Source organism: Mycobacterium sp. E183 (assembly GCF_001667735.1).
Lineage (GTDB): Bacteria > Actinomycetota > Actinomycetes > Mycobacteriales > Mycobacteriaceae > Mycobacterium.
The window spans coordinates 17,101-39,427 of the sequence record NZ_LZJN01000204.1 but is presented as its reverse complement, the minus strand read 5'-3'; the positions used below and the strand labels follow the sequence as shown (position 1 = coordinate 39,427).

The 22,327-nt window shown below is 69.1% G+C and carries 23 protein-coding genes; 5 read left to right on the top strand and 18 right to left on the bottom strand.

The window, feature by feature from the left end; all coding sequences use genetic code 11:
- Positions 1–85 precede the first annotated feature (85 nt).
- Entirely contained in the window at positions 86–835 is a 750-nt protein-coding gene (locus tag A5691_RS24820) for a GAF and ANTAR domain-containing protein (RefSeq protein ID WP_067748149.1), read from the top strand.
- 6 nt (positions 836–841) lie between these two features.
- Here the strand turns inward: A5691_RS24820 and A5691_RS24815 are convergent, their stop codons facing one another.
- The 4 genes from A5691_RS24815 to rplS all read right to left on the bottom strand — a co-directional run bounded on the left by A5691_RS24815 (position 842) and on the right by rplS (position 3,250).
- Positions 842–1,147, bottom strand: a complete 306-nt coding sequence (locus A5691_RS24815; RefSeq protein WP_007171389.1) for a DUF2469 domain-containing protein — start codon at positions 1,145–1,147, stop codon at positions 842–844.
- 4 nt (positions 1,148–1,151) lie between these two features.
- Positions 1,152–1,946, bottom strand: a complete 795-nt coding sequence (locus tag A5691_RS24810) for a ribonuclease HII (protein ID WP_067748151.1) — start codon at positions 1,944–1,946, stop codon at positions 1,152–1,154.
- A 2-nt stretch (positions 1,947–1,948) separates the two neighbouring features.
- Complete coding sequence (lepB, locus tag A5691_RS24805) at positions 1,949–2,839, bottom strand: signal peptidase I (RefSeq protein WP_067748152.1); 891 nt, start codon at positions 2,837–2,839, stop codon at positions 1,949–1,951.
- 69 nt (positions 2,840–2,908) lie between these two features.
- Positions 2,909–3,250: a 50S ribosomal protein L19 gene (gene rplS, locus A5691_RS24800; protein ID WP_055403251.1), complete on the bottom strand. Its 342-nt coding sequence runs from the start codon at positions 3,248–3,250 to the stop codon at positions 2,909–2,911.
- Positions 3,251–3,604: 354 nt separating this feature from the next.
- Between rplS and A5691_RS24795 the strand changes: the two genes are divergently transcribed.
- A complete protein-coding gene (locus A5691_RS24795) occupies positions 3,605–4,573 on the top strand; it encodes a hypothetical protein (protein ID WP_067748154.1) in 969 nt (322 codons plus the stop codon).
- On the opposite strand, the gene trmD is transcribed toward A5691_RS24795, so the two are convergent.
- The 6 genes from trmD to A5691_RS24770 form a co-directional block, all read right to left on the bottom strand.
- Positions 4,570–5,265, bottom strand: a complete 696-nt coding sequence (gene trmD, locus A5691_RS24790; RefSeq protein WP_067748156.1) for a tRNA (guanosine(37)-N1)-methyltransferase TrmD — start codon at positions 5,263–5,265, stop codon at positions 4,570–4,572. The two genes, A5691_RS24795 and trmD, sit on opposite strands and share 4 nt — an antisense overlap.
- Positions 5,262–5,786: a ribosome maturation factor RimM gene (gene rimM / locus A5691_RS24785; RefSeq protein WP_067748158.1), complete on the bottom strand. Its 525-nt coding sequence runs from the start codon at positions 5,784–5,786 to the stop codon at positions 5,262–5,264. The genes trmD and rimM overlap by 4 nt, the downstream gene beginning before the upstream one ends.
- Positions 5,787–5,803: 17 nt before the next feature.
- Positions 5,804–6,046 (bottom strand): RNA-binding protein, encoded by a 243-nt coding sequence (locus A5691_RS24780; RefSeq protein ID WP_003878715.1) that lies wholly within the window; start codon positions 6,044–6,046, stop codon positions 5,804–5,806.
- A gap of 7 nt (positions 6,047–6,053) precedes the next feature.
- On the bottom strand, positions 6,054–6,578 hold the full coding sequence (gene rpsP, locus A5691_RS24775) for a 30S ribosomal protein S16 (protein ID WP_067748160.1): 525 nt from the start codon (positions 6,576–6,578) through the stop codon (positions 6,054–6,056).
- A gap of 164 nt (positions 6,579–6,742) precedes the next feature.
- Complete coding sequence (locus tag A5691_RS27650; protein WP_082950486.1) at positions 6,743–7,024, bottom strand: hypothetical protein; 282 nt, start codon at positions 7,022–7,024, stop codon at positions 6,743–6,745.
- Between the two features lie 86 nt (positions 7,025–7,110).
- Positions 7,111–7,530, bottom strand: a complete 420-nt coding sequence (locus tag A5691_RS24770) for a nuclear transport factor 2 family protein (protein ID WP_067748161.1) — start codon at positions 7,528–7,530, stop codon at positions 7,111–7,113.
- A gap of 59 nt (positions 7,531–7,589) precedes the next feature.
- Between A5691_RS24770 and A5691_RS24765 the strand changes: the two genes are divergently transcribed.
- On the top strand, positions 7,590–8,465 hold the full coding sequence (locus tag A5691_RS24765) for a D-alanyl-D-alanine carboxypeptidase family protein (protein WP_067748163.1): 876 nt from the start codon (positions 7,590–7,592) through the stop codon (positions 8,463–8,465).
- Here the strand turns inward: A5691_RS24765 and A5691_RS24760 are convergent.
- The 4 genes from A5691_RS24760 to ffh all read right to left on the bottom strand — a co-directional run bounded on the left by A5691_RS24760 (position 8,460) and on the right by ffh (position 13,726).
- Entirely contained in the window at positions 8,460–9,062 is a 603-nt protein-coding gene (locus A5691_RS24760; RefSeq protein ID WP_067748165.1) for a TetR/AcrR family transcriptional regulator, read from the bottom strand. The genes A5691_RS24765 and A5691_RS24760 overlap by 6 nt on opposite strands.
- Position 9,063: 1 nt before the next feature.
- Positions 9,064–10,866 (bottom strand): amidohydrolase family protein, encoded by a 1,803-nt coding sequence (locus tag A5691_RS24755; RefSeq protein WP_067748208.1) that lies wholly within the window; start codon positions 10,864–10,866, stop codon positions 9,064–9,066.
- 158 nt (positions 10,867–11,024) lie between these two features.
- On the bottom strand, positions 11,025–12,104 hold the full coding sequence (locus A5691_RS24750) for an amidohydrolase family protein (protein WP_156669883.1): 1,080 nt from the start codon (positions 12,102–12,104) through the stop codon (positions 11,025–11,027).
- A 65-nt stretch (positions 12,105–12,169) separates the two neighbouring features.
- Positions 12,170–13,726: a signal recognition particle protein gene (gene ffh, locus A5691_RS24745; RefSeq protein ID WP_067748170.1), complete on the bottom strand. Its 1,557-nt coding sequence runs from the start codon at positions 13,724–13,726 to the stop codon at positions 12,170–12,172.
- Between the two features lie 154 nt (positions 13,727–13,880).
- Here ffh and A5691_RS24740 point away from each other — a divergent pair, with 154 nt between their 5' ends.
- On the top strand, positions 13,881–14,675 hold the full coding sequence (locus A5691_RS24740; protein ID WP_067748180.1) for an alpha/beta hydrolase: 795 nt from the start codon (positions 13,881–13,883) through the stop codon (positions 14,673–14,675).
- A gap of 105 nt (positions 14,676–14,780) precedes the next feature.
- On the top strand, positions 14,781–16,514 hold the full coding sequence (locus A5691_RS24735) for a DEAD/DEAH box helicase (protein ID WP_067889498.1): 1,734 nt from the start codon (positions 14,781–14,783) through the stop codon (positions 16,512–16,514).
- Positions 16,515–16,528: 14 nt separating this feature from the next.
- Here the strand turns inward: A5691_RS24735 and A5691_RS24730 are convergent, their stop codons facing one another.
- The 4 genes from A5691_RS24730 to ftsY all read right to left on the bottom strand — a co-directional run bounded on the left by A5691_RS24730 (position 16,529) and on the right by ftsY (position 22,264).
- Positions 16,529–18,994, bottom strand: a complete 2,466-nt coding sequence (locus A5691_RS24730; RefSeq protein WP_082950485.1) for a [protein-PII] uridylyltransferase — start codon at positions 18,992–18,994, stop codon at positions 16,529–16,531.
- Between the two features lie 45 nt (positions 18,995–19,039).
- Positions 19,040–19,378, bottom strand: coding sequence for a P-II family nitrogen regulator (locus A5691_RS24725; RefSeq protein WP_067748184.1), 339 nt, complete (start codon positions 19,376–19,378; stop codon positions 19,040–19,042).
- Entirely contained in the window at positions 19,375–20,766 is a 1,392-nt protein-coding gene (locus A5691_RS24720; protein WP_067748186.1) for an ammonium transporter, read from the bottom strand. Before A5691_RS24720 ends, A5691_RS24725 begins: the two co-directional genes overlap by 4 nt.
- A gap of 187 nt (positions 20,767–20,953) precedes the next feature.
- Positions 20,954–22,264, bottom strand: coding sequence for a signal recognition particle-docking protein FtsY (ftsY, locus tag A5691_RS24715; protein WP_067748189.1), 1,311 nt, complete (start codon positions 22,262–22,264; stop codon positions 20,954–20,956).
- Positions 22,265–22,327 lie beyond the last annotated feature (63 nt).

The following is a 22,327-nucleotide window of genomic DNA, read 5'->3' as shown; positions in this document are numbered from 1 at the left end:
AGCGTGTGAGGCGCGCCCGCAAGACCGATAATCTACGGCGATCGAACGCGGGGTCAGAGTGCATTGCACAGGGAATGAGGCACACATGGGGGACGAATCGACGGCCGCAGGCCGACCGACGCCCGGCGGGGAGAAGGCCGACCCCGGGACCGTCTTCGCCGCGCTGGCCGAGATCATCTACCAGGGCTCGGACGCCGGTCAGATGTACGCGGCCATCTGCGTCGCCGCCACCCTGATCGTCCCCGGTTGCGATCACGCCAGCCTCTTGGTGCGCGACGGCGACAGCTATGTCACCGTCGGCGCGAGCGACCGGTTGGCCCAGCAGGTCGACGAGCTGGAACGGCGTTCGGGCGACGGGCCGTGCATCGACGCGATCGAGGAGGAAACCCCACAGATCGACCCGGACCTCAGGACGCCGTCGCTGTGGCCCAAGCTGGCGAAGGTGCTGGTGGCGGAGACCCCGGTGCGCGGGGCGATGGGTTTTCGGCTGCTGGTGGACAAACGCAAAGCGGCCGCGCTGAACCTCTTCAGCGACACCGCAGGTGTGTTCGACTCCGAGGCGGCCGGGCGTGCGGCGGTGCTCGCCTCGTTCGCCAGCGTGGCCATCAACGCGGTCGCCAAGGGTGAGGACGCGAGCAGCCTGCGCCGGGGACTGCTGAGCAACCGCGAGATCGGCAAGGCGGTCGGCATGCTGATGCTGCTGCACGACATGACCGAGGACCAGGCGTTCGAACTGCTGCGCCGCCATTCCCAGTCGCTGAACATCAAGCTGGCCGACGTGGCGCGGGTCGTCATCGAGAGGCGCGGCCAGCTGCCGCCCCCGGAAGAAGGCTAGGCCCGGCTACTCGGGCAGCCGCAGCTCGGGCTTTTCCACCTCTTCGATGTTGACGTCCTTGAACGTCACCACCCGTACCTGCTTGACGAACCGGGCCGGCCGGTACATGTCCCACACCCAGGCGTCGGACAGCCGGAGTTCGAAATACACCTCGCCGTCGGCGTTGCGCGGCACCATCTCGACGCTGTTGGCCAGGTAGAACCGCCGCTCGGTTTCCACGACGTAGCTGAACTGTCCGACGATGTCTTTGTATTCGCGGTATAGCGAGAGCTCCATCTCGGTTTCGTACTTTTCGAGATCCTCGGCACTCATCTGTTCAGACGTCCTTCTCGGAGAAACACTTCCCCGGCGTTCCGCCCAGGGAATCCTGGTCCCATCTTTCCTCACCGATATCCGCCGCGCGCGGGCGGAGGTCCGGTCTGCATTCGGCCACCACGCGGCCACCCGACCCTTGTGACCCTATGGCCACCCGCCGAACGTTGATGAACGAATGGCGGTGTTCGGGGCAGGGCCCCAGCTGCGTCAGCGCCACGCTGTGCGCCGGCGTGCCGTAGCCCTTGTGCTCGGCGAAGCCGTAACCCGGGTGGTCGGCGTCCATGGCGACCATCAGCCGGTCCCGGCTCACCTTCGCCAGCACGCTGGCCGCGGCGATGCAGGCCGCCACCGCGTCGCCCCCGATCACCGGAAGCGACGGCACCGGCAGCCCGGGGACGCGGAATCCGTCGCTCAGCACGTAGCCGGGTCGCACCGCCAGGCCCGCGACGGCGCGGCGCATGCCCTCGATGTTCGCGACGTGCACGCCGCGCCGGTCCACCTCGGCCGGCGGGATGAACACCACGTGGTAGGCCAGCGCGTAGCGACGGATCAGCGGGAACAACCTCTCCCGCGCGGCCTCGGTCAGCTTTTTCGAATCATCAAGTGCTGCAAGGCTTTCCAGCCGCCCCGGGCCAAGCACACAGGCGGCCACCACCAGCGGGCCGGCGCAGGCGCCGCGACCGACTTCGTCCACGCCCGCGACCGGGCCCAACCCGCTGCGGTACAGGGCGGATTCCAGGGTGCGCAATCCCGACGATTTGCGGATCACCGTCCGCGGCGGCCACGTCGTGGCCATGGCTACTGATGCTGTTGCGGGTTCACTGAAGACACGCCGCCCCAGCGCCCCGGTGGCCACACGATGAACCTCGCCTTGCCGATCACGTTGGACACCGGCACGGTCCCCGACGTCGGGTCGCCCGTGCACAACACGCCCTTGAGCGCCTCGGCCGGAACGCTGGTGCAGTGGGCGCGGGAGTCCGCCGAGTGCGTCCGGTTGTCGCCCATCACCCACAGCCGCCCTTGCGGCACGGTGACCGGCCCGAACTCGCTGCCCAGGCACGGGTACACCGACGGGTCGGCCATCATGGTGGCCGGATCCAGGTAGGGCTCCTTGAGCGGCTTGCCGTCGACCGTCAACCCGGTGTCGGCGCGGCACTGCACCGTCTGCCCGCCGACCGCGATGACCCGCTTGACCAAGTCGTTCTCGTCGGGAGGCACGAAGCCGATGAAGGACAGCGCGTCCTGCGCCCAGCGCAGCACGGTGTTGTTGGACCGGATCGACTTGTAGCCGAGGTTCCACGACGGCGGCCCCTTGAAGACGATGACGTCGCCGGGGCGCGGCGGGTCGAAGCGATAGGTGACCTTGTCGACCATGATCCGGTCGCCGACGCAGCCGGCGCAGCCGTGCAACGTCGGCTCCATCGACTCCGACGGGATCAGGTAGGGCCGCGCCACGAAGGTCAGCATCACGTAATAGAGCGCCACCGCAATGACCGCCAGCAGGGCGAATTCCCGCAGGGCGGATCGCTTGGTGCGCTCCGGAGCATCCGGGTCGGGCGCGTCCGCGGGTTCGGGAATCGATTGGGCGGCGTTCGGCGCCTCGCCTTCGGGCGGGTCCGGGATGCGGGTGGAGACCTTCGGCTCTGACTGGGCGGACTGGGGCTCAGATGAGTCCGTGGGATCGGTCACGAGATCAGAGTAGCCAGCGCAGATTGTGGCGCTGTAAACCGACCGGGACTGCCGCCCGGCCGTCCCAGCTCAGCGCTTTTCCTTGATCTTGGCCTTCTTGCCGCGGAGCTCGCGCAGGTAGTACAGCTTGGCGCGGCGGACATCGCCACGGGTCACCACCTCGATGTGGTCGATGTTCGGCGAATGCACCGGGAAGGTCCGCTCGACGCCGACGCCATAGCTTTCCTTGCGCACGGTGAACGTCTCGCGGACTCCGCCACCCTGCCGGCGGATCACCACGCCCTTGAACACCTGGATGCGCTCCTTGGCGCCCTCGATGACCTTGACGTGCACGTTGATGGTGTCGCCCGGGCCGAAAACCGGGATGTCGTCGCGCAGCGACGCTTGGTCGACGAAGTCCAGGCGGTTCATCTTGAGAAGGCACTTCCTTGCGGTCGCGGCCTGCGGGGACAGCCCTCACCTGGGGTGTGAGGCGGTCGCCAAGCCGATGGTTTTGGGCAACTTGCGCGTATCTCGCAGCAGGCGGGAAGCGGCCCGGCCGGCCGGCAACCGCTGGAGACAACTGGTCAATTGTGCCAGACGGGGCGCTTGCCATGAAAATCACAGCTTCCGAGGCGGTTCACAGCGAGCCGAACACGCTGGTGAATGGTACATATGACTGGGGCCAGAACGCGCTACCGGACCATGCGTGACGGCCGGATCAGGTGGCGCGACGCGGCCCGCGCTTGTGCACTTCGGTGCGTCCGAGCCAGTCGGAGGAGAGGAATGCGCGTTCGGCCGCTGACTTTGTTCACCGCCACAGCGGCGGTGGCGTTGGTGGTGGCCGCCGGTTGCGAGGCGAAGGTACAGGCCAAGGTCTACAACTTCCCGGTGTACGTCACCCCCGACCGCGGCCTGCGTCAGCCGCCGCCACAGAGGGCGCAGCTGATGCTCGAGGCGGTCAAGCCAACGCAGCAGGAGCAGCAGCCGGCCAGCGCGGGGCCCGTCGGACTCCAGGCGCGGGTGCAGCAGGCGACGGACGAAGCCGCAGCCAGCGGCGCCGCTTTGTCGGTGGCGATCCTCGATCGCAAGACGCATCAGCTGGTCTCCACCGGCAACAGCCAGGTCATCGGCACCGCGTCGGTGGCCAAACTGTTCATCGCCGACGACCTGCTGCTCCACGAATCCGAGGGCAAGGCCGCGCTGAGCGCCGACGACCGCCAGGCGTTGGACATCATGTTGCAGTCCTCCGACGACGGCGCAGCCGAGCGGTTCTGGGCCCAGGGCGGCCAGAATGCGATCATCACCGCGGTCGCGGCCCGCTACGGCCTGGCGTCGACCACGCCGCCCGGCGACGGACGCTGGTGGAACACCATGAGCACCACGACCGACCTTGTCCGCTACTACGAGATGCTGCTGGACGGGTCCGGCGGGCTGCCGCCGGACAAGGCGAAGCTCATCGTCGACGACCTGGCCCAGTCCACCCCGAACGGGCTCGACGGCTATCCGCAGCGCTTCGGCATCCCGGAGGGGTTGTACGCCGAACCGGTGGCGGTCAAGCAGGGCTGGATGTGCTGCATCGGCAGCGACTGGATGCACCTGTCGACCGGCGTGATCGGCGCGGACCGTCGTTACATCATGGTGGTGCAGTCCCTGCAGCCCGCCGACGACGCCACCGCCCGCGAGACCATCACCCGGGCGGTCAAGACGATATTTCCCGAAGGCCGGATCGACCCGCTGCGGCGCGGCCTCTAATCGGAGGGGTCCAGCAGCTCGGGGCGCCGTTCCCGCGTGCGTTGCAGCGAAACCTCCCGCCGCCAGGCCTCGACCCGCGCGTGGTCGCCGGATAGCAAGACCTCGGGAACGTCGAGCCCGCGCCAGCTCGGCGGGCGGGTGTAGCTGGGGCCCTCGAGCAGCCGGTCCAGGGCCGGCGAATGCGAATCCTGCAGGTGCGAGACGGGGTTACCGAGCACTCCGTCGAGCAGGCGCACCACGGATTCGATCATCACCACGGCCGCCGACTCCCCACCCGGCAGGACGTAGTCGCCGATCGAGACCTCCTCGACCCGCATCCGTCGGCCGGCATCCTCGACGACCCGCTGGTCGATACCCTCGTAGCGACCGCACGCGAACACCAGGTGCTCCTCGGCGCTCCACCGCTGGGCGTCGGCCTGCGTGAACAACGAGCCGGCTGGTGTCGGAACGACCAAAACGGTTCGCTCGGAACAGATTTCGTCCAGAGCTTCGCCCCACACCGGCGCCTTCATCACCATCCCGGGACCGCCGCCGTAGGGCGCGTCGTCGACCGAACGGTGCACGTCGTGCGTCCACCTCCGCAGGTCGTGAACCCGCAGGTCGACCAGGCCCGAACCAATCGCCTTGCCCGGCAACGATTGCCGCAGCGGGTCGAGGAAGGCGGGAAAGATGGTGACGACGTCGATTCTCATGCCAGATCCAGTAGGCCCTCGGGTGGATCGATCTCCACGGCACCGTCGTCGAGTGACACCGACGTGACGATCGCGCCGACGAACGGCACCAACACTTCCCCGCCGTCGCCCCGGCGCACCGCCAACAGCTCGCCGCCGGCGGTGTGCAGCACCTCGGCGACGACACCGACGTCCTGTCCGGTCACGGTCCGGACGTGCAGGCCCTCGAGCTGGTGGTCGTAGTAGGTGTCCGGCTCGTCGATGGGCGGCAGGTCATCGGAGTCGACGACGAACAGGGTTCCCCGCAGCGCGTCGGCGGAGTCCCGGTCGGTCACCCCGGCCAAACGCAACAGCAGCCGCCCACCGTGCTCACGCACACTCTCGACGACGAAGTCGCGTTCACCGCCGCCACCGCGGGATGACCTGCCGCGCAAGGTATTACCGGGCGCGAAGCGCGAGCCGGGGTCGTCGGTGCGGATCTCGACGACGACCTCGCCGCCGATGCCGTGCGCTTTCGCGACGCGCCCGACGGTCAACTCCAACGGAGTTCCATGAGCGGCTACTGGTCGGTGTCCACCACGTCGACGCGGATGCCGCGGCCACCGATACCGGCGACCAGCGTGCGCAGGGCGGTCGCGGTGCGGCCGCCACGACCGATCACCTTGCCCAGGTCGTCGGGATGGACGTGGACCTCGACAGTTCGCCCGCGGCGGCTGGTCACCATGTCCACCCGGACGTCGTCGGGGTTGTCGACGATCCCGCGAACCAGGTGCTCGACCGCGTCAACGACGACCGTGCTCATCGCCGCGTCAGCTTTCTGCGCTCGACTCGGCCTGCTCGCCGCCCTCGGCGGCCGTCTCGGCCGGCGCGGCTTCAGCAGGAGCCTCCGGCGCGGCGGCCTCGGGCGCGGCGGCCTCCGGCTCGGCGGCCTTCGCCGCCTTCTTCGCCGGCGCCTTCTTCTTCGGCTTCGCGGCCTCGGTGGTCGGGCCGCCCTCGGCCTCGGCCAGCGCTGCGTTGAACAGCTCGAGCTTGCTCGGCTTGGGCGGGGCCACCTTCAACCGGCCCTCGGCGCCCGGCAGACCCTTGAACTTCTGCCAGTCGCCGGTGATCTTCAACAGCTTGAGGACGGGCTCGGTGGGCTGAGCGCCCACGGACAGCCAGTACTGGGCGCGCTCGGAGTTGATCTCGATGAGGCTCGGGTCTTCCTTCGGGTGGTAGCGACCGATGACCTCGATGGAGCGACCGTCGCGCCGCGTCCGTGCATCGGCGACGGCGATGCGGTACTGGGGATTGCGGATCTTGCCAAGCCGGGTGAGCTTGATCTTCACAGCCATGGTTAAGCGAGTTCTCCTGTGTTTGTCACGCTGCAATTCAGCAACCGGGGCGGGATGCCCGGGTCCGGTTTTGCCTCGAGTGTGATGACCGGAACGCGATCGTGATCGCGCCGCGGACAGCCGCCCATTGTGCCAGACAGCCGTGCCCAAGCAGAAATTTGCGCTCAGTCGTCGATGTGCGTGGGTGGGTTACTGAATTCGAAACCCCATGGATGCAGGTCAGGACCCATCATGTCGCAGCGTGTGGCGCCGCGGGAACCCGACCCACCATAGGCGGAGTAGAACACCACGCAGCGTTGCCAGTTGCCGTCCGGATCAACCGGTCCGTCACACCTACTGACGGACAACCCGCCATACAGGCAGCCGGCGCCGGCGGGCGGCGCCAAGACGATCGAAGCTCCGCCCAGCAGTCCCGCCGCCAGCCCTACTAAAAAGGATCGTTTCATGATCGTGTGCCCAGTTCAGCCGTCGATGCTGCGCCTCATGGTGCCTCCCGTAGCGAAATGGCTGAGCCGGCTCAATCTTGCCGCGTCTACATGACCTTCTGGAACACCTTGGACTCGGCCCGCCGGGTCATCCGCCAGCCTTCGGGCGTGCGGACGAACTCGTCGTCGTACCAGAGCCCGCAGAACAGCACCTGATCCTTGTCACCCCCGAGCACCATCGGGTTGAAACAGATCACCCGCGACGAAGCCTTGTCGCCGTCGATTTGCACCGAGAAGTTGCCCAGCATGTGCGCGTACACCGGGAAGTTCGGCAGCACCTCCGACAGCCACTTCTTGACCTCGGGATAGCGGCCCTCGATGCCGCCGAGGGCGGTGTAGTCGATGTACGCGTCTTCGGTGAAGACCCTGTCCAGGTCGTCGAAGCGACGGTTGTCGATCGCGGTGGAGTAGTCCACCAGCAGCTGCTGGATCTCTAAGCGGTCGGAAATCTCGGCCAGGCTCAACATGCATCGGACAGTAGACGAAAATCGTCGCCGAAAAGGCCAGGAAGTTAGACTTTCGGCCCATGCGCAAGGTCATGGCCGCAGCAGCGGCCCTGCTGACGGTCGGGGCGTGCAATGCCACCGTCCCCACGTCCTGGGCAGACAGCATGCAGCCGGTCGGCTCGATGCCGATACCGGACGGCCCGGCCCAGACCTGGATCGTCGCCGACCTGGACAGCGGTCAGGTGCTTGCCGGCCGCGACCAGAATGTGGCCCACCCGCCGGCGAGCACCATCAAGGTGCTGTTGGCGTTGGTGACCTTGGACCAGGTGAGCCTGGATTCCACCGTGGTCGCCGATACCGCCGACACCCAGGTGGAGTGCAACTGCGTCGGCGTCAAACCGGGCCACCTCTACACCGCGCGCCAGCTCCTGGACGGCCTGCTGCTCGTCTCGGGCAACGACGCGGCCAACACGCTGGCGCACATGCTGGGCGGACCCGACGCCACGGTCGCCAAGATGAACGCCAAGGCGGCCTCCCTCGGCGCAACCAGCACCCACGCCGCGACGCCGTCCGGCCTCGACGGGCCAGGCGGATCCGGGTCCTCGACGGCGCACGACCTGGCCGTCATCTTCCGCGCCGCGATGGCCAATCCGGTGTTCGCACAGATCACCGCCGAGCCGTCCGCGATGTTCCCCGGCGATCACGGGGATCAGCCGATCGTCAACCAGGACGAGCTGTTGCAGCGCTACCCCGGCGCGATCGGCGGCAAGACCGGGTTCACCGACGCCGCGCGCAAGACCTTCGTCGGCGCGGCGGCGCGCGGTGGCCGGCGGCTGGTCATAGCCATGATGTACGGCCTGGTGAAAGCCGGCGGCCCGAGCTACTGGGACCAGGCCGCGACGCTGTTCGACTGGGGATTCGCGCTCAACCCGGAGTCCGGCATCGGCTCGCTATAGGTCCGCGCCCGGCGCCGCCGCGGACAGCAGCGTCATCAGCATCGGGATCCGTTGCTCGGCGATCTGCGGCTGCGGCAGCACCCCCTCCACCACGGCGGCCCCGTCGAACACGTTGGTCAGCACCGCCACCAGAACCGGGAACGTCTCCTCGGGAAAGCTCTCGGCGCCGGGCAGGGTGCGGGCCGCCTCCAGAATCTTCGTGGAGTATTGCCGCAGCTCGTTTTGCAAAGTGTCCCTGAGCTTTTCGTCGGTCCGCGCGGCGACCAGCAGCTCGTAGAGCACCGCGTTGCTGGGGGCGGCCGTGACGTCGCGCAGGATCGCCAGCGCGGCTTCGAGCGCCGGCCGATCGGGCGGTATCTCGGCGACCCGTTTGGTGAACGTCTCGAGCTGACGGCGCAACATCTCGGACGCGGTGGCCGCCATCAAATCGCCCATCGTCTCGAAGTGCCGGAACAGGGCACCCACGGACACCCCCGCCCGCTTGGTGATCACGGCGGCCGACGCCCGGGCGTACCCGACCTCGATGATGGTGTCGATGCAGGCGTCGAGAAGCCGGCCCACCGTCTCCTCACGACGCTGCTGTTGGGTTCTGGCCACGTCAGGCCCCGATTTTCGCGGGGCTCTGGCCCCGGTGACGCTGGCCCGCACGCAAGTAGCGGCCCGACTTCACGGTCTGGCCGTAGCCCTCGCGGAACCGGCCCGCGCGGAAGACCACGGCACCGCCCACGCCCGTCGCGACGACGGCGTCGTCGTTGCGGTTGACCATCCGCCGCAAGCCGCCGTAGAAGGGCACCTCCTCCTCGTAGTAGCCCTCGACCGCCTCGTTCAGGCCGGCCGGGTCGATCACCACGAAGTCCGCACGGTCGCCCTCGCGCAGCGTGCCGGCGTCGATGCCGAACCACTCCCCCAGTTCGCCGGTCAGGCGATGCACCGCGTGTTCGGTCGACATGAACGGCGCGCCGGCCCGGTGGGCGTCCCGGGCGCGTTTGAGCAGCTTCAGCGGGAAGTTGTAGAAGGCCATGTTGCGCAGGTGCGCGCCGGCGTCCGAGAAGCCCATGTGGACGCTGCCCTCCTTGGCGAGCGCGTCGAGCAGCTTGGGGCGATGGTTGGCGACGATCGTGGTCCAGCGGACATTGCGTTCGCCGTTCTCGACCAGCACGTCGAGGAATGCGTCGAGCGGGTGCAGCTTGCGCTCGTCGGCGATGGCGCCAAAGCTCTTGCCTATCAACGATTTGTCGGGGCACTCGACGATGACCGCGTCGTGGAAGTCGCGGTGCCACAGCGATGGGCCGAGTTTGATGCGGTCGAATTCGCGCCGGAACTGGCGCCGATATTCCTTGTCCGCCAGTAAATCGTTGCGCTGCAACTGGTCCCGCAGGTGCAGCGCGGCCGTCCCGGCGCCGAACTCTTCGAAGACCGGCAGGTCGATCCCGTCGGAGTACAGCTCGAAGGGCACCGGCAGATGCTGGAAACGGACGCTGGCGCCAAGGATCTTGTTGAGCAGGCGCGTCCCCGGGCCGAAGACGTATACCGACAGCGGCATCGACTTGGCGTCGGCGGATACCAACATGCTCATGCGAACGCCCTTGCCCCGATTGAAGATCCGGCTGCTGGCGAGGAAGAAGAGCATCCCGGTGGCCGGCTTGGCCACGTTGGGGGCGCTCTGCAGGATGCGGCCGCGCTTGCGCAGTACCTTGATCAGCCTGCGCCGCTCGCGCCAGGTCGCGAAGGTGGACGGCAGCGCCCGCGACCGGAAGCGTTCACCGTCGAGCTTGTCGATGGCCGCGTCCATGCCCGACATGCCGAGCACCCCGGCGTCGAGCGCCTCGTCGAGCAGGCTTGCCATCCGCTCGACTTCGGCGTCGGTGGGCCGCACGGCGGCGTCGGTGGCCCGGCCGAGGCCCATCACCGCGGCCCGCAGGTCCGAATGGCCAAGCAGCGAGCCGATATTCGGGCCGAGCGGCAGGTCGTCGATCGCCTTGATGTATTCCGCCGCCGAGGACCAGGTCTTGTTCTCCAAAGCGCCGTAGACGTATTCGCGGGGCACGGCCTCCACGCGGCTGAACAGGTCGGCGGCGTCCTCGGAGTCGGCGTACACGGTGGACAGCGAGCAGTTCCCGAGCAACACGGTGGTGACGCCGTGGCGCACGGACTCCCGCAGGCCAGGGTCCAGCAACACCTCGGCGTCGTAGTGGGTGTGCACGTCGATGAAGCCGGGCACCACCCACTTGCCCGCCGCGTCGATCACCTCGGGGCAACCCGTCTCGTCAATCGGGCCGTCCGACACCGTGGCCACCACGCCGTCGCGGATGCCCAGCGTGCGGGTCTGCGGTGCACCGCCGGTGCCGTCGAACCACAGCCCGTCGCGAATGATCACGTCGTACGCCACTTTTGCCTCCAGTCGTCGTGTGAAACAGACCGTAACATAGATAGCAAGTACTCGCAATCTTTTCTGCGCTTCGGCGTGGCGCGCCCCTGACCAGGGCCGACGCGAACTCGGCAACGGGCATCCGGCCCGCGGTAGGCCACGCGGACACAGTCCTCGCGGCCGCGCGGGGGTTACGCCGAAGGGGGGAAAACCTTGCCGCGCAGGATCACCAAGTCGGGCCGGCGCAGCACGTCAGCGCCCGATCGCGGGTCGTCGGAATAGCACAGCAGGTCCGCGGACGCGCCGTGATCGAGGCCGGGGCGTCCCAGCCACCGGCGGGCTTCCCAGCACGCCGAGCCCAGGGCCTGGGTCGGGCTCATCCCGATGCCCTTGAGCGCCTCGACCTCGTCGGCGATGCGCCCGGGCGCGACCATGGTGCCCGCGTCACTGCCTGCGTAGATCGGCACGCCGGCGTCGCGGGCCGCGGCGAGCCGCCCCGGGCCGCGGGCATGCAGGTCGCGCATGTGGGCGGCGTAGGTCGGGTACTTCGCGGCGGCGGCGTTCGCGATGCCGGGAAAATTCTCGACGATGTTGACCAGCGTGGGAACCAGGACGGTGCCGCGCTCGACCATCAGCTCGATGGTGTCGTCGGTCAGGCCGGTGCCGTGCTCGATGCAGTCGATGCCGGCGTTGATCAGGCCGGGCAGCGCGTCCTCGCTGAAGACGTGCGCCGTGACACGGGCGCCGTGGGCGTGCGCCGTCTCGATCGCGGCCTTGAGCACGTCGTCGGACCACAGCGGGGCGAGGTCGCCGACGCTGCGATCGATCCAGTCGCCGACCAGCTTGATCCAGCCGTCCCCGCGGCGCGCCTCTTGCGCGACCGCCTCGGGCAGCTGCGACTCGTCTTCCAGTTCGCGCGAGAAGCCGGCCGCGTAGCGCTTGGGCCTGGCCAGATGTTTCCCGGCCCGGATGATGCGGGGCAGGTCGTCGTGGTCGTCGAGGCTGCGGGTGTCGGTGGGTGAGCCGCAGTCTCGCAACAGCAGCGCACCGACGTCGCGTTCGATTTCGGCTTGGGCGATCGCGTCGTCGAGCGGGATCTCGCCGTGCTCACCGAGGCCGACGTGGCAGTGCGCGTCGACCAGGCCGGGCAGGATCCAGCCGCCGTCGAAGACGGTGTCGGCGCCGGCGACCGGTTCGGCGCTGATCCGGCCGTCGACGATCCAGAGCTCGGTCGGCGTCTCGTCGGGCAGCCCGACACCTCGCACGTGCATGCGCACGGCGGGCTAGTTTCTACCGTGACGACCCGCTTCGCCCGGCTCCGCCGCGCTCGCGATCGTCACGACTTGCCCGGAAACTTGAGCTTGGACAGGTCGAAGTCGGCCAACCCGGGCGGCAACTCGTTGAGGCCCTCGGGCAGGTGCGACAGGTCGGGGAACCCGGCGGGCATGCCGGGCATCCCGGCGCCGAGCGGGTTGCGGACCTTGGGCGGAGTGGGACCGCGTCCGCCCTTCTTGCCCTTCTTGCCCTTCGCGCCCTTGGCCTTTCGGGTCGCGGACTTGCGGCCCATGCCGGGGATGCCCATGCCGCCGAGCATCGACGACATCATCTTGCGGGCCTCGAAGAAGCGGTCGACCAGCTGGTTGACGTCGGACACCGAGACGCCGGACCCGTTGGCGATGCGCAGCCGCCGCGAGGCGTTGATGATCTTCGGGTCGGCCCGCTCCTCGGGCGTCATGCCGCGGATGATGGCCTGCAGGCGGTCGAGTTGCTTGTCGTCGACCTGGGCCAGCGCGTCTTTCATCTGCCCGGCCCCGGGCAGCATGCCCAGCAGGTTGCCGATCGGGCCCATCTTGCGGATGGCGAGCATCTGCTCCAGGAAGTCCTCGAGTGTCAGCTCGCCGGTGCCGATCTTGGCGGCGGCGGCCTCGGCCTGCTCGGCGTCGAAGACCTGCTCGGCCTGTTCGATCAGGCTCAGCACGTCGCCCATGCCCAGGATGCGGCTGGCCATCCGGTCCGGGTGGAAGACGTCGAAGTCCTCCAGTTTTTCTCCGGTGGAGGCGAAAAGGATTGGGACGCCGGTCACCTCGCGGACCGACAACGCGGCGCCACCGCGGGCGTCGCCGTCGAGCTTGGTCAGCACGACGCCGGTGAAGCCGACGCCCTCGCGGAACGCCTCGGCGGTGGTGACGGCGTCCTGCCCGATCATCGCGTCGAGCACGAACAGGACCTCGTCGGGGTTGACGGCGTCGCGGATGGCCGCGGCCTGGGCCATCAGCTCCTCGTCGATGCCCAGGCGCCCGGCGGTGTCGACGATGACGACGTCGTGGTGCTTCGCGCGGGCTTCGGCGAGCCCGGCGGCGGCCACGGCGACCGGGTCGCCGGGACCCGATTCGGGGGACTCGCCCGGGTGGGGCGCGAACACCGGGACCCCGGCGCGCTCACCGACGACTTGCAGCTGGTTCACGGCGGCCGGCCGCTGCAGGTCGCAGGCCACCAGCAGCGGGGTGTGCCCCTGGCCGCGCAGCCAGGCGGCCAGCTTGCCGGCCAGCGAGGTCTTACCGGAACCCTGCAGACCGGCGAGCATCACCACGGTCGGCGGTGTCTTGGCGAAGGCCAGCTGGCGGGTCTCGCCGCCCAGGATGCCGATGAGCTCTTCGTTGACGATTTTGACGACCTGCTGCGCCGGGTTGAGCGCACCCGAGACCTCAGCGCCCCTGGCGCGGTCCTTGATCCGGGTGACGAACGCCCGCACCACGGGCAGCGACACGTCGGCTTCCAGCAGCGCCAGCCGGATCTCGCGGGTGGTGGCCTCGATGTCGGCATCGGTCAGTCGACCCTTGCCGCGTAGTCCCTGAAGTGCACCGGTCAACCGGTCGGACAGCGATTCAAACACCCCGCCAGCCTAGTGGTTGTACGGGTTGGCGGCCCCGCCGCCGCCCATCGACCGCGACACATAACCGGCTGTGACGACACGCCGAGGCCGGTCGCAATGGTTTATGTCTCGCGAACCGGCACCGGTGCAGGCGATCGCGCTATTGAATGGTCGGATGCTCGAGGTGATCGACAAAGGATCCTGCACCCGAGACCACCCGGTGCCGCTGCTCTTCGTGCACGGCGGCTGGCACGGCGCATGGTGCTGGGAACATTTCCTGGACTTCTTCGCCGACGCGGGCTATCGCGCGGTTGCGGTGAGCCTGCGCGGGCACGGGGGCAGCCCGACCGCGAAGCCGCTGCACAAGGTTTCCATCGCCGACTACATCGAGGACGTCCGTTCGGTGGCCGACGAATTGGGCGGTTGGCCAGTGCTCATCGGCCATTCGCTGGGCGGCTTCGTCATCCAGCGCTACCTCGAAGAGCACAACGCGCCGGCGGCGGTGCTGGTGGGCTCTGTGCCGCCGAAGGGCGTGCTCACCTTGGCGTTGCGGGTCTGGCGTCGCCGGCCGTCGATGACCATGGAAGCGTGGAGCGACCCCACGCTACTGAAATTCCTGGCGACCCCGGCGCTGGCCCGCGAGTACCTGTTCTGCGCCGACACGCCCGAGGACATCGTCGAATCCTGCAGGCAACGCGCCGGGGCCGAGAGCGTCCGCGCGGCCATGACCGACCCGGTGCTCCGCCGCGTCCGAACCCGGCGGGTGACCACCCCGATCCTGGTCCTGGGCGCCGAGCACGACGGGTTCGTGAGCATCGGCGAAGTACGCGCCACCGCGCGCGCCTACCGGACCGAGCCGCATTTCTTCTCGATGGGGCACAACATGATGCTCGAGCCCGGCTGGGCTGACGTCGCCGAACGCATCCATGCATGGTTGTCGGCGCGCGACCTGGCGAGCCGGGCGCGGTAGCCGCGCTCGAGTCGTTACTGCGCCGAAAAGCGTTGGCGTGCTAGATTTCACAGCCATCGCCTAATCTGGCTGGCCACATCGAAAACTACAACCACCCGGGGGGAAATGTCCGTGCAACCGGTCGCTCGCACGGAGACTTCCGTCGACGACAGCGGCGGCCGGGCGCTGCGCGGATGGCAGCGCAGGGCGCTGGTCAAATACCTGACCGGCCAGCCGCGCGATTTCCTGGCCGTGGCGACCCCGGGATCCGGGAAGACGACGTTCGCGTTGCGGGTGGCGGCCGAACTGCTGGGCCAGCGCGCCGTCGAGCAGATCACCGTCGTGGTGCCCACCGAGCACCTGAAGGTGCAGTGGGCGCAGGCCGCGGCGCGGCACGGCATCGCCCTGGACCCCAAGTTCTCCAACTCCAACGCCCAGATGTCGGGCGAATACCACGGCGTGATGGTCACCTACGCGCAGGTTGCCGCCCACCCCACGCTGCACCGGGTGCGCACCGAGCAGCGCAAGACGCTGGTCGTCTTCGACGAGATCCACCATGGCGGCGACGCCAAGACGTGGGGTGACGCCATCCGCGAGGCCTTCGGCGACGCGACCCGCCGGCTCGCCCTGACCGGCACGCCCTTTCGCAGCGACGACAGCCCCATCCCGTTCGTCGCCTACGAATCCGGCGCCGACGGAGTGCGGCGTTCGCGGGCCGACCACACCTACGGCTATGCCGAGGCGCTGGCCGACGGGGTGGTCCGGCCGGTGGTGTTCTTGGCCTACTCCGGGGAGGCGCGCTGGCGGGACAGCGCCGGCGAGGAGCACGCCGCCCGGCTGGGCGAGCCGCTGACCGCCGAACACACGGCCCGGGCCTGGCGCACGGCGCTCGACCCCGCCGGTGAATGGATGCCCGCGGTGATCGCGGCCGCCGACCAACGGCTGCGCCAGAAGCGCGAGCACGTGCCCGACGCCGGCGGCATGATCATCGCCTCCGACCGCACGGCGGCCCGCGCCTACGCCGCCCTGCTGACGAAGCTGACCTCGGAGGCGCCGACGGTGGTGCTGTCCGACGACCCCGGATCGTCGGCCCGTATCAGCGAATTCGCCGCCGGCACCAGCCGGTGGCTGGTCGCGGTGCGCATGGTTTCCGAGGGCGTCGACGTGCCGCGACTCTCGGTCGGGATCTACGCCACCAGCGCGTCGACGCCCCTGTTCTTCGCACAGGCCATCGGCCGGTTCGTGCGCTCGCGCCGCGTCGGTGAGACCGCGAGCATCTTCCTGCCGTCGGTGCCCAACCTGCTGCAACTCGCCAGCGAGCTGGAGGCCCAGCGCAACCACGTGCTCGGCGAACCGCATCGCCCGGACGAGGACCCCCTCGACGGTGACCCGGCCATCAGAACGCAGACCGAGAAGACCGAGACCGACACCGGCTTCACCTCATTGGGCGCCGACGCGGAGCTGGACCAGGTGATCTTCGACGGGTCGTCGTTCGGCACCGCCGCCCCGGCCGGCAGCGACGAGGAGGCCGACTACCTCGGCATCCCTGGCCTGCTCGACGCCGAGCAGATGCGGGCGCTGCTGCACCGCCGCCAGGACGAGCAGCTGCAGCGGCGGGCCGCGCAGGGCACGCCGGCCGCGGTGTCCGCGGGGCCCACGTTGCACGGCCAGCTGCGCGACCTGCGCCGCGAGCTGAACTCCCTCGTGTCGGCCACCCACCACCGAACGGGCAAGCCGCACGGCTGGATTCACAGCGAACTTCGCCGTCGTTGCGGGGGGCCGCCGATCGCCGCAGCGACCCGCGAGCAGATCCAGGCCCGCATCGAGGCCCTGCGGCGCCTCAACGCCGAGCACTCCTGACGCCTGAGTACGCCTTAGTCGCCGACCGGCTCTTGGAGCACTTCCACCGCGGGGCCGCCCAACACGGCGAGCAGATGCTCCTCGATCGCGGCTCGCGCGTCGCGCTCGGCGTCGGCGGGCACCGACACGCAGAAGACGTCCGCGGCCGTCGAACCGAACGTGTTGACCTTGGCCCAGACGATGTCGGCCCCCGCCTGTTCCAGCGCGCGGGTCAGCAACGCCAGCAGCCCCAGCCGGTCCATGGCGCGGACTTCGAAGATCAACTGGCCGGCGGTCGCCGCGTCGAGCCACAGGATGCGCGGCGGGGCGGTCGACCGGGTGACGGGCACCCCGGCCTGAATCTCGCCGGCCCGCGCGGTCGCGGCGCTGATCGCGTCGCTGTCACGCTTCTCCAGCGTGCTGAGGATGTCGAGGTCACCGGCCAGCGCTCCGTTGAATTGTTGACGCAGCAAGCCCGATTCGGGCGGCGAGCCGAACAGCGGGGACACGACGAACTCGACGATCGCGACGCCGTCGTGAACGTTGGCCAGGGCCGAATGGATTCGCAGCGAGTTCAATGCCAGCACCGCCGCGGCCTTGGAGACCAGCGCCCGCTGATTGGGCGCGATCATCACCGCGGTCAGGCGCTCGCGATCGTTGGGCTTGATCTCAACATGCACACCGCGGTCGGCCGCCAGCGAAAGGTAATGCGGCGCAATCGGTTCCGCCTCGGGAAGCCGCTCGCCCGCCATCACCAACCGGCAGCGGCGGACCAAGTCCTCGATCAGGGACGCCTTCCAGTCGCTCCATACCCCGGGCCCGGTGGCCTTGGAGTCGGCCTCCGCCAGCGCCTGCAGGAGTTCGAGCAGGTGCGGGTCCCCCTGTAGGGCGGCGGCCACCGCCTCGATGATCTGGGGGTCGTTGAGGTCGCTTCGGGTGGCCGTCACCGGCAGCAGGAGATGGTGGCGGACCATGCCCGCGAGCGTGGCGGTGTCCTCGGCGGAGAGGCCCAGCCGCTTGGCGATCGGGATCGCCAGTTCCGCGCCGAGCACGCAGTGGTCGGTGCCGCGCCCCTTGCCGATGTCGTGCAGCAGCGCGCCGAGCGCGAGCAGGTCCGAGCGCGCCACGCGGGTGGTGAGCGGCGCGGCGTTGACGGCGGTTTCGACGATGTGCCGGTCGACGGTCCACTTGTGCGAGACGTCGCGCGGCGGCAGATCGCGCACCGCGTCCCACTCCGGGAAGAGGCGGCCCCACAGCCCGGTGCGGTCCAGCGACTCGATCGTGTCGATCGCCGTGGGCCCGGCCAAAAGCACCACCAGCAGGTCGTCCAGCGCCTCCCGCGGCCATGGCAAGGGCAGGTCCGGAGCGCTGTCGGCCAGCCGTTTGAGCGTGCCTGCGCCGATGGGCAGGCCGGTGCCCGCCGAAGCGGCCGCGACCCGCAGGACGAGCCCGGGGTCGCTTCCGGGTTGGGCATCGCGGGCGAGCACCACCTCGCCGTCGTATTCGACCACGCCCTCGTCCAGCGGTCGCCGCCTGGGGCGCCGCACCAGCGCCGTCAGCCCGCGGCGGGGCAGCGCGTTCTGCGCGGTCCGCAGGCCGGTCTCGGCGTGGTAGGCGATGGTGCGGCTGGCGCTGGACAGCAAGCGCGACAACGCAAATCGATCCCCGACGCCCAACGCGGCGCTCACTTCGTCGGCGAACTGGGCCAGCAGTTGGTCGCGTCCGCGCCCGGATACCAGGTGCAGTTCGGTGCGCACGTCGAGCATCGTCAGGTACGCCGCGTCCAGCGAGCCCCCCGGCGCGTCGGGATGGCCCATACCGCGGCGGTCGATGAGCTGGGCGACGCCCAGCGCGTCGAGAAGTTGGACATCGCGCAGGCCACCACGGCCCGACTTGAGGTCCGGCTCGGCCCGCTGCGCGATGCGCCAACATCGTTGCCAGCGTTCGTATGTCATCGCGACTAGTTCGTCCATGCGGGATCGAATCGCGCTGCGCCACTGGCGTCGCGCCCCGGCGATCAATTCCGCCGACAGCCGCTCGTCCCCGGCGATGTGGCGCGCGTCGAGCATGCCCAACGCGGCCACCAGGTCGTTGTTGGCGACGCTCAGGGCCCCCGAGACGGTCCGCACGCTGTGGTCGAGCCGAACGTTGGCGTCCCACAACGGATACCACAGACCATCGGCGACTCGTTGCAGCACCTCGTCGGATTTGTTGTCGTGCAACAACATCAGGTCGAGATCGGAATAGGGCAGCAGTTCGCGGCGCCCCAACCCACCCACCCCGACGATGGCGAAACCGCTGTCGTCGGTGATGCCGATCTCGTCCGCCTTGGCCGCCAACCAGGATTCATGCAGCTCCAGCCACGCCTTGCGCAGCTCTGCGGGACCAAGCTCGCGGCCCTCCGCCAGCAGCCGGCGCCGCGAGGCTGCCAGATCGCTTGCACCGCAGGCGGTTTGTGCTTCCGCTCCGGATGAGCCGGACGGGCCGGGTGGGTTAGTCATACCCTCCCGGCCCGTCCGGCCTGGTTCAACGATGTGCGACTGCGTTCAGAGGGCATCGGTTCCGCGTTCACCCGTGCGCACTCGCACAATGGTTTCCACGGGGGTGACCCAGACCTTGCCGTCACCGATCTTGCCGGTGCGCGCCGCCCGGACGATGCTGTCCACGACCTTGTCCACCAGGGAATCGTCGATCACCACCTCGATTCGCACCTTCGGCACGAAATCCACCGAGTACTCAGCACCCCGGTAAACCTCGGTGTGGCCCTTCTGCCGCCCGTACCCCTGGATTTCGCTGACCGTCATCCCCAGGACGCCCGCTTCCTCGAGGCTGGTCTTCACGTCATCGAGGGTGAACGGCTTCACGATTGCGGTGACTAGCTTCATGCCTGCTCTGCCTCCACCTTGTCGCCCACTCGATCCTCCTCCAGCCCGTTGCGGTCATCGACGGGAACGCGCGCCGCCGGGAGGACGGATCCTTGCCCACCGATCGTTCCGAAATCGTACGCGCTCTCCGCGTGCTCGGACTCGTCGATGCCCGTTGATTCTTCTTCGGCGGGGACACGCAGCCCGATCGTGTACTTCAGGATCAAAGCCAGGATCAGGGTGACGATGCCGGAGTAGAACAGAACCGCGAAGGCGCCGACCGCCTGCCTTTCCAGCTGTGACCAGCCGCCGCCGTAGAACAGCCCCTTGGACACCCCGGTGACGCCGTTGATGGCGGTGCTCTCCGGCGCGGCGAGCAGCCCCACCAGCAGCGTGCCCGTCAGACCGCCGATCATGTGCACCCCGACCACGTCGAGCGAGTCGTCGAAGCCCAGCTTGAACTTCAGCCCGACCGCCAGCGCGCACACCACGCCGGCCACCAGGCCGACGACGATGGCGCCCAGCACGTTGACGGACGAGCAGGACGGTGTGATGGCCACCAGGCCCGCCACGATGCCCGACGCCGCTCCCAGCGTCGTGGGCTTCCCGTCACGGATGCGCTCGGTAAGCAGCCAGGCCAGCATGGCCGTGGCCGTGGCGACGGTGGTGGTCATGAAGGTCGCACCGGCGGAGCCGTTCGAGCTGGTCGCCGAACCGGCGTTGAACCCGAACCAGCCGAACCACAGCAAGCCGGCGCCGAGCATCACGAACGGCAGGTTGTGCGGACGGAACAGCGTCGTGGGCCAGCCCTTGCGCTTGCCCAGCACGATCGCCAGCGCAAGGCCCGCCACACCGGAGTTGATATGGACCGCGGTCCCTCCGGCGAAGTCGATGGCGTGCAGCTTGTTGTTGATCCAGCCGCCGTGCTCGGACGCGAAGCCGTCCGCCGCGAACACCCAGTGCGCGACGGGGAAGTAGACCAGCGTCGCCCACAGTCCGGAGAACACCAGCCAGGCGGTGAACTTGAGCCGGTCGGCGACCGCACCCGAGATCAGCGCGACGGTGATGATCGCGAACATCAGCTGGAAGGCCACGAAGACGGTCGCGGGCATGGTGCCTGCCAGCGGGATGTCCACCTGCGTGACGCCCTTGCTCGGGTCCGCCTTGACGGCGTTGCCGCCGATAAGCTTTGCCAGGCCCCAATAATCGGTCGGGTTGCCCACGACTCCGCCCCTGTCGTCACCGAACGACATCGAGTAGCCGTAGAGCACCCAGAGCACTGTCACGACGCCCATCGCGCTGATGCTCATCATGATCATGTTGAGCACGCTTCTGGTGCGCACCATGCCGCCGTAGAAGAACGCAAGGCCCGGCGTCATCAACAGCACAAGCGCGGAACTCGCCAACATCCAGGCGGTATCGCCGGTATCGGGTTGGCCCAATTGCGGGAATGCCACTCGCTCACCTCCGGTCAGGACATGAATGGCCGTCAGGCGACGCCTGTGACCTGATCCAGAACCTTGCGCAATGGTTGTTTCCGCAATGGGGCCACTGTGTTTCGGCGGTATTAACGTCCCGCTCGCCGTGTAAGCGGTTTCAGCCGAGCAGCGCGTCGACGAAAGCGCCCGGCTCGAACGGCGCCAGGTCGTCGGGCCCCTCCCCGAGCCCGACAAGCTTCACCGGCACGCCGAGTTCCTGTTGGACGCGGAATACGATGCCGCCCTTGGCCGTTCCGTCCAGCTTGGTCAGCACGGCGCCCGTGATCTCGACGACGTCGGCGAACACCCGCGCCTGGGCCAACCCGTTCTGTCCGATGGTGGCGTCGAGCACCAGCAGCACCTCGTCGACGGCGGCGCGTCGTGTAACCACGCGCTTGACCTTGTCGAGTTCGTCCATCAGCCCGACCTTGGTGTGCAGCCGGCCGGCGGTGTCGATGAGCACCACGTCGGCGCCTGCGGCGATGCCCTTGTCGACGGCGTCGAAAGCCACCGATGCGGGGTCGGCGCCTTCGGGCCCGCGCACCACCTCCGCGCCCACCCGGGAGGCCCAGGTCTGCAGCTGGTCGGCCGCGGCGGCCCGGAAGGTGTCGGCGGCGCCCAGCACGACGCGGCGTCCGTCGGCCACCAAGACCCGCGCCAGCTTGCCGACGGTGGTGGTCTTTCCGGTGCCGTTCACTCCGACGACCAGCAGCACCGACGGGTGGTCGGCGTGCGGCAGGGCGCGGATCGAGCGGTCCATTTCGGGGTGCAGCTCGCGGATGAGCACGTCGCGCAGGACGGCCTTCGCGTCGGCCTCGGAGCGCACGTCGCTGCCGGCCAGGCGGGCGCGCAGCTGCGTCATCACCGAATCGGTGACCACCGGGCCCAGGTCGGCGACCAGAAGGGTGTCCTCGACGTCCTGCCAGGCGTCCTCGTCGAGGTCGCCGCCGCCGATCAGGCCCAGCACGCTGCGCCCCAGCGCGTTCTGCGAGCGGGCCAGCCGGCCGCGCAGCCGCTCCAGCCGGCCCTCCGGCGGCGCGATGGCCTCGATCTCGGGGGCCTCGGGCACCTCGGGGGCCGCCGGCGGCGGCTCGGGGGGCGCTACCGGCGGCGGGGCGATCGTTTCCGGGGCCTCCGGCTCCGGGAGTTCGACCTCGGAGATCGTGCGCCGCGGCGCGTCGCGGGGAATGGTGGCGTCGTCGCCCACCGCGGGCAGGCCGGTGGTGTCGAGCCGGTCGGCCTGGGTCGTTTGGCTGAAGGTGATGCCGGACGACGCGGTGTAGCCGCCCGACCGGTCGATCGCGCCGGGCTCCGGCTTGGCCGTGAAGCTGATCCGCCGGCGGCGGTAGCGCACCAGGCCCAGGACCAGCGCGGCGATGACAACCAGGACGGCGACGACCGCGATGGCGATCCAAAGACCTTGCGACACGCTGACATTGTTTCAAGCGGGCCGGCGCTCAGGGGGCATCGGGTGTGCGTCCCGGGCGTCGAG

Coding starts and splice junctions, on each gene's coding strand:
- A5691_RS24820 (WP_067748149.1), top strand. CDS start 86: ATGGGGGACGAATCGACGGCCGCAGGCCGACCGACGCCCGGCGGGGAG.
- A5691_RS24815 (WP_007171389.1), bottom strand. CDS start 1,147: ATGAGTGCCGAGGATCTCGAAAAGTACGAAACCGAGATGGAGCTCTCG.
- A5691_RS24810 (WP_067748151.1), bottom strand. CDS start 1,946: ATGGCCACGACGTGGCCGCCGCGGACGGTGATCCGCAAATCGTCGGGA.
- rplS (WP_055403251.1), bottom strand. CDS start 3,250: ATGAACCGCCTGGACTTCGTCGACCAAGCGTCGCTGCGCGACGACATC.
- A5691_RS24795 (WP_067748154.1), top strand. CDS start 3,605: ATGCGCGTTCGGCCGCTGACTTTGTTCACCGCCACAGCGGCGGTGGCG.
- trmD (WP_067748156.1), bottom strand. CDS start 5,265: ATGAGAATCGACGTCGTCACCATCTTTCCCGCCTTCCTCGACCCGCTG.
- A5691_RS24780 (WP_003878715.1), bottom strand. CDS start 6,046: ATGAGCACGGTCGTCGTTGACGCGGTCGAGCACCTGGTTCGCGGGATC.
- rpsP (WP_067748160.1), bottom strand. CDS start 6,578: ATGGCTGTGAAGATCAAGCTCACCCGGCTTGGCAAGATCCGCAATCCC.
- A5691_RS27650 (WP_082950486.1), bottom strand. CDS start 7,024: ATGAAACGATCCTTTTTAGTAGGGCTGGCGGCGGGACTGCTGGGCGGA.
- A5691_RS24770 (WP_067748161.1), bottom strand. CDS start 7,530: ATGTTGAGCCTGGCCGAGATTTCCGACCGCTTAGAGATCCAGCAGCTG.
- A5691_RS24765 (WP_067748163.1), top strand. CDS start 7,590: ATGCGCAAGGTCATGGCCGCAGCAGCGGCCCTGCTGACGGTCGGGGCG.
- A5691_RS24750 (WP_156669883.1), bottom strand. CDS start 12,104: ATGCACGTGCGAGGTGTCGGGCTGCCCGACGAGACGCCGACCGAGCTC.
- A5691_RS24740 (WP_067748180.1), top strand. CDS start 13,881: ATGCTCGAGGTGATCGACAAAGGATCCTGCACCCGAGACCACCCGGTG.
- A5691_RS24735 (WP_067889498.1), top strand. CDS start 14,781: ATGTCCGTGCAACCGGTCGCTCGCACGGAGACTTCCGTCGACGACAGC.
- A5691_RS24730 (WP_082950485.1), bottom strand. CDS start 18,994: ATGACTAACCCACCCGGCCCGTCCGGCTCATCCGGAGCGGAAGCACAA.
- A5691_RS24725 (WP_067748184.1), bottom strand. CDS start 19,378: ATGAAGCTAGTCACCGCAATCGTGAAGCCGTTCACCCTCGATGACGTG.
- A5691_RS24720 (WP_067748186.1), bottom strand. CDS start 20,766: ATGTTGGCGAGTTCCGCGCTTGTGCTGTTGATGACGCCGGGCCTTGCG.